Source organism: Burkholderia sp. Se-20378, from assembly GCF_017104665.1.
GTDB classification, from domain to species: Bacteria; Pseudomonadota; Gammaproteobacteria; order Burkholderiales; family Burkholderiaceae; genus Burkholderia; species Burkholderia lata.
On record NZ_JAAGPG010000531.1, the window covers coordinates 1 to 5585 of the forward strand.

A 5585-nucleotide genomic window follows, 5' to 3' on the forward strand; every position below is an offset into this window, starting at 1 on the left:
TGCGCCACGTGAGCCAACGGCGCTGGCTGTCCTGCCAGCCGCGCTTCGCATCGGCCGGCGCATCCTTCAACAGGCGCTGGTACGCGCCGTCCATCACGGCCTGCCACTGCTGCTGCGCTTCGCCCATGCACTGGATCTGGCCGGCCGGCGAGGACCGGTCGCGCCGCGCGAGGCATTGCCGCATCGCGACGTCGATCGGGTCGGCCGCCGCGACTTCCGCGTGGGCGACACCCACGCCCGCCAGTCCGGCCGACCCTGCCGCCCAGACGACGAGCGCGGCCACCGCCGCACGCATCGCCTGGATTCGTCCGTGCGTCGCCATCAGTCGCGCACGCAGTCGACGAAGTACTCGACGCGGCCGTTCACCTCTTCCGCGACGAGGCCGTGGATGTCGGTGTGGAAGCCCGGGAAGCGTTCGTTGAAGTCGCGCGCGAACCGCAGGTAGTTCACGATCGTCTTGTTGAAGCGCTCGCCCGGGATCAGCAGCGGAATGCCCGGCGGGTACGGCGTGAGCAGGATGCTCGTCACGCGGCCTTCGAGCTCGTCGAGCGGTACGCGGTCGATCTTGCGGTGCGCGAGCTTCGCGAATGCGTCCGACGGCTTCATCGCCGGTTCCATGTCCGACAGGTACATCTCCGTCGTCAGGCGGGCGATGTCGTTCGCGCGGTACACGTCGTGGATCTGCGTGCACAGGTCGCGCAGGCCGACACGCTCGTAGCGCGGATGCTGCGCGACGAATTCCGGCAGCACGCGCCACAGCGGCTGGTTGTTGTCGTAGTCGTCCTTGAACTGCTGCAGCTCGGTCACCATCGAGTTCCAGCGGCCCTTCGTGATGCCGATCGTGAACATGATGAAGAACGAGTACAGGCCGGTCTTCTCGACGATGATCCCGTGCTCGGCCAGGTACTTCGTGACGATCGCGGCCGGAATGCCGGTCTCGCCGAACTCGCCGTCGACGTCGAGCCCCGGCGTGATGATCGTCGCCTTGATCGGGTCGAGCATGTTGAAGCCTTCCGCCAGCGGGCCGAAACCGTGCCAGTGGTCGTTCGGCTTCAGCATCCAGTCTTCGCGCGAGCCGATGCCTTCCTCGGACAGGTTGTCCGGGCCCCACACGCTGAAGAACCAGTCGTCGCCGTATTCGGCGTCGACCTTGCGCATCGCGCGGCGGAAGTCGATCGCCTCGGCGATCGATTCCTCGACCAGCGCGGTGCCGCCCGGCGGCTCCATCATCGCGGCCGCGACGTCGCACGACGCGATGATCGCGTACTGCGGGCTCGTCGACGTGTGCATCAGGTACGCCTCGTTGAAGCGATGCTTGTCGAACGTGCGGTTCTCCGAATCCTGCACGACGATCTGCGATGCCTGCGAGATGCCCGCGAGCAGCTTGTGCGTCGAGTGCGTCGCGAACACGAGCGCACCGGTGCGCGGACGGCCGTCGCCGATCGCGTGCATGTCGCGGTAGAAGTCGTGGAACGTCGCATGCGGCAGCCACGCTTCGTCGAAGTGCAGCGTGTCGAGCAGGTCGCCGAGCAGGTCCTTGATCATCTCGACGTTGTAGACGACGCCGTCGTACGTGCTCTGCGTGATCGTCAGGATCCGCGGCTTCATGTCCGGGTTCTCGCGCATCGCTTCGCGCGCGAACGGGTTCGCCTCGATCTTCTTGCGGATGTTCTCCGGCTTGAATTCGTCGCGCGGGATCGGCCCGATGATGCCGAAATGGTTGCGCGTCGGCGTAAGGAACACCGGAATCGCACCCGTCATCGTGATCGCGTGCAGGATCGACTTGTGGCAGTTGCGGTCGACCAGCACGATGTCGCCCGGTGCAACCGTCGCGTGCCAGACGATCTTGTTCGACGTCGACGTGCCGTTGGTCACGAAGAACAGGTGGTCCGCGCTGAAGATGCGCGCCGCGTTGCGCTCGGACGCCGCGACCGGGCCCGTGTGGTCGAGCAGCTGGCCGAGTTCGTCCACCGCGTTGCAGACGTCCGCGCGCAGCATGTTCTCGCCGAAGAACTGGTGGAACATCTGGCCAAGCGGGTTCTTCAGGAAGGCGACGCCGCCCGAGTGGCCCGGGCAGTGCCACGAGTACGAGCCTTCGTCCGCGTACTTGACGAGTTCCTTGAAGAACGGCGGCGCGAGCGAGTCGAGATAGACCTTCGCCTCGCGGATGATGTGGCGCGCGACGAACTCCGGCGTGTCCTCGAACATGTGGATGAAGCCGTGCAGCTCGCGCAGGATGTCGTTCGGCAGGTGGCGCGACGTGCGCGTCTCGCCGTACAGGAAGATCGGGATGTCCGCGTTGCGGCGGCGCACTTCCGTGACGAACGCGCGCAGCTCGATGATCGCGGTCGCGAGCTCGGGCAGTTCGCCGTCCGAGCCGGTCTCGCCGAGCATGAGTTCGTCGTCGTCGATCGACAGGATGAAGCACGACGCGCGGCTCGACTGCTGTGCGAACGACGTCAGATCACCGTAGCTCGTGAGACCGAGGACTTCGACGCCCTCCTTCTCGATCGCTTCGGCCAACGCCCGGATGCCGGAGCCCGAGATGTTCTCGGAGCGGAAATCTTCGTCGATGATGACGACGGGGAAACGAAACTTCATGGGCGATTCTCCAAAAAGAACGACCGCGGCGCGTCACGCGCAGCGGTCACCCGGAAACTGGTGAGACGTTATGCAACCAGATCAGGTTTTCGGCAGCGTGACACCACGCTGCCCCTGATACTTGCCGCCGCGATCCGCGTACGACACGTCGCACACTTCGTCGCTCTCGAAGAAGAGCACCTGCGCGACGCCTTCGTTCGCGTAGATCTTCGCGGGCAGCGGCGTGGTGTTCGAGAATTCCAGCGTGACGTAGCCTTCCCACTCGGGTTCGAACGGCGTCACGTTGACGATGATCCCGCAGCGCGCATAGGTCGACTTGCCGAGGCAGACCGTCAGCACGGTGCGCGGGATGCGGAAATATTCGACGGTGCGGGCCAGCGCGAACGAGTTCGGCGGGATGATGCACACGTCGCCCTTGAAATCGACAAACGAACCCTCGTCGAAGTTCTTCGGATCGACGATCGTCGAGTTGATGTTCGTGAAGATCTTGAATTCGTCCGCGCAGCGGATGTCGTAGCCGTAGCTCGACGTGCCGTAGCTGACGATCCGGCGGCCGTCCTCGGACGCGCGAACCTGATCGGGCACGAACGGCTCGATCATTTTGTGCTCTTCGGCCATGCGCCGAATCCATTTGTCGGACTTGATACTCATATCGGGGCGCCAGGAAACGCTGCGTGACGGGAAACGAAGGCCGCCATTCAGGACGGCGGCCGGGGAAAGGCCGACATTTTACGCGATCATCGGCCTACGCACGCGGCGGTCGTCAACGGATCACGCCGCAGGCAAGCGCGGGCCCCGCGCCATGCTGCGGAAACGCGGGATCGCTCGGGTCGCGGTGCACCAGCGCCGCGCGATTCATCGCCGAGCGCACGCCATCGAGGGCCAGATCGGGCGCGACGATGAAGCCGGCCGCGACGCCGTTCGCGTCCGCGTGGATGTTGCCGAGATCGCCGGCGACGCGGGCACCCGCGCGCAACCGGTCGGCCGCCGGCGCGAACACCTGGCCGGCGCTCGAGCCGTCGCCCGCGTTGCAGTCGCCGCGTTCGTGGACCTGTAAGGCGTGATCGCTGTTCGGCGGCAGCCCGGCCAGGTTGTAGGTAACCTGCACGCCGTCCGGACGCTCGACGAACGTCACCGCGCCGCGCGCCTGTGAGCCGACCGTCGGCTGCAGTTGTGCGTCGGCCCGTTTTTCGTGCGACGAGGAAAAGGAGGTGCAGCCGGCCAGTAGGCCCAGCGCGGCGGCGGCCAGCAGCGCGCATTGCACGCGGCTGGCATGCACGCCGTGATGTCGTTGTTTCATTCGATCCTCATGCCGGCTGGCGGCCGTTTGACACGACGGCCGCGCCGGGCGGGTAAAGGGACCCGGGAAAAGTCGCCATGATACCGCGCCTCGCGGCGCCGTAAACAGCGTGAGGCCCCGCCCCGCAAGGGTTTTACGTATTTTGAACAACGATCGACGGGAACTTCGACGTCATGTCGCGCGATCGCTCGGCAATCGCCAGCGCGACTCCGCGTGCGATGTCGCGGTAGCGACGCGCCAGCGCGCCGTCGGAATCGGCCACGACCGTCGGCGTGCCGCTGTCGGCGCGCTCACGGATCGCGATGTCGAGCGGCAGGCTGCCGAGCACGTTCACGCCGTACTCCTTCGCCATCCGTTCGGCGCCGCCGGCGCCGAAGATGTGCTCCTCGTGGCCGCAGTTCGAACAGATGTGGATGCTCATGTTCTCGACGATGCCGAGGATCGGAATCCCGACCTTCTCGAACATCTTCAGGCCCTTCTTCGCATCGAGCAGCGCGATGTCCTGCGGCGTCGTGACGATCACCGCGCCCGTGACGGGCACGCGCTGCGCGAGCGTGAGCTGGATGTCGCCCGTGCCCGGCGGCATGTCGACGATCAGGTAGTCGAGCTCGCGCCAGTTGGTCTGGCGCAGCAACTGCTCGAGCGCGGAGGTCGCCATCGGGCCGCGCCACACCATCGGGTTGTCTTCCTCGATCAGGAAGCCGATCGAGTTCGCCTGCAGCCCGTGGCCGACGAGCGGGTTCATCGACTGGTTGTCGGGCGACTCGGGGCGCTGGCCGTGGATGCCGAGCATCGTCGGCAGCGACGGGCCGTAGATGTCGGCGTCGAGGATGCCGACCGACGCGCCTTCCGCGGCGAGCGCGAGCGCGAGGTTGACGGCCGTCGTGCTCTTGCCGACGCCGCCCTTGCCCGACGCAACCGCCACGATGTTCTTCACGTTCGGCAGCAGTTTCACGCCGCGCTGCACCGTGTGCGCGACGATCTCCTGCGACACGGCGACGCGCGCGTCGCGCACGCCGGCCACGGCCTGGAGCGCGGCGGTGATGCGTGCGCGCACGTCGTCGTGCTGGCTGCGCGCGGGATAACCGAGCACCACGTCGAGCGCCACGACGTCGCCGTCGATCGCGACGTTGCGCACGCCCTTGCTCGCCGCATACGGACGGCCGGTATTGGGGTCGACGACAGCCGCCAAAGCGGCGTCGACTTGTGCCCGGTCAATGCTCATCGAAACTCCGTGAAAACGTTTTTCTCGCGCGCAAACGTCAAAAAATATCAAATTACGCTGCGAAAATCGGGAAAAGTGAAAGAATCTGTTGCACGCCATTGCGCGAACGCGCGACCCGGCGCACTCTTCGCGTGCGGCATGCTATGGGGCCAAATCGGCCATTAACCGCCTATATTGTAGAGGCTGACGCGTCGCCCTGTCCCAACAGCCACGCTGACGGACAGGGCATGCGGCCACCTCGGCGGCTGCCGCGAGCGCAGGCCTGCCCTCCTTTTTCGGGCGGCCCGCGCAGGGAGCCGTAACTGTTGTTGTCGTCGTTGTCGACTCGTTCAACCAAGAGAGGAATCCAAGATGAACATGAAAATCGCGACCCGCTTGTCCGTCTTCGCATTGGCCGGCGCACTGCTGGCAGGCTGCGCCACGCAGCAAGGCAACAATACGGCCGTCGGTACCGGCACG

Annotated in this window: 5 protein-coding genes; all 5 read right to left on the minus strand. The window is 65.8% G+C overall.

The window, feature by feature from the left end:
- Positions 1-322: lysozyme inhibitor LprI family protein (locus tag G3N93_RS32980; RefSeq protein WP_206134837.1), on the minus strand; the 322-nt coding region annotated here is incomplete at its 3' end.
- Positions 322-2601, minus strand: coding sequence for an arginine/lysine/ornithine decarboxylase (locus G3N93_RS32985; protein ID WP_069248599.1), 2280 nt, complete (start codon positions 2599-2601; stop codon positions 322-324). The genes G3N93_RS32985 and G3N93_RS32980, both read right to left, overlap by 1 nt.
- 81 nt (positions 2602-2682) lie before the next feature.
- Positions 2683-3252, minus strand: a complete 570-nt coding sequence (gene dcd / locus G3N93_RS32990) for a dCTP deaminase (protein ID WP_006398615.1) — start codon at positions 3250-3252, stop codon at positions 2683-2685.
- A gap of 112 nt (positions 3253-3364) precedes the next feature.
- A complete protein-coding gene (gene sodC, locus G3N93_RS32995; protein WP_174983199.1) occupies positions 3365-3901 on the minus strand; it encodes a superoxide dismutase [Cu-Zn] in 537 nt (178 codons plus the stop codon).
- 133 nt (positions 3902-4034) lie between these two features.
- Positions 4035-5126, minus strand: a complete 1092-nt coding sequence (apbC, locus tag G3N93_RS33000; protein ID WP_206134838.1) for an iron-sulfur cluster carrier protein ApbC — start codon at positions 5124-5126, stop codon at positions 4035-4037.
- Between the last annotated feature and the right edge of the window lie 459 nt (positions 5127-5585).

Excerpts from the sequence above, each read along its gene's own strand:
- apbC (WP_206134838.1), bottom strand. The coding sequence starts at position 5,126 with ATGAGCATTGACCGGGCACAAGTCGACGCCGCTTTGGCGGCTGTCGTC.
- dcd (WP_006398615.1), bottom strand. The coding sequence starts at position 3,252 with ATGAGTATCAAGTCCGACAAATGGATTCGGCGCATGGCCGAAGAGCAC.
- G3N93_RS32985 (WP_069248599.1), bottom strand. The coding sequence starts at position 2,601 with ATGAAGTTTCGTTTCCCCGTCGTCATCATCGACGAAGATTTCCGCTCC.
- sodC (WP_174983199.1), bottom strand. The coding sequence starts at position 3,901 with ATGAAACAACGACATCACGGCGTGCATGCCAGCCGCGTGCAATGCGCG.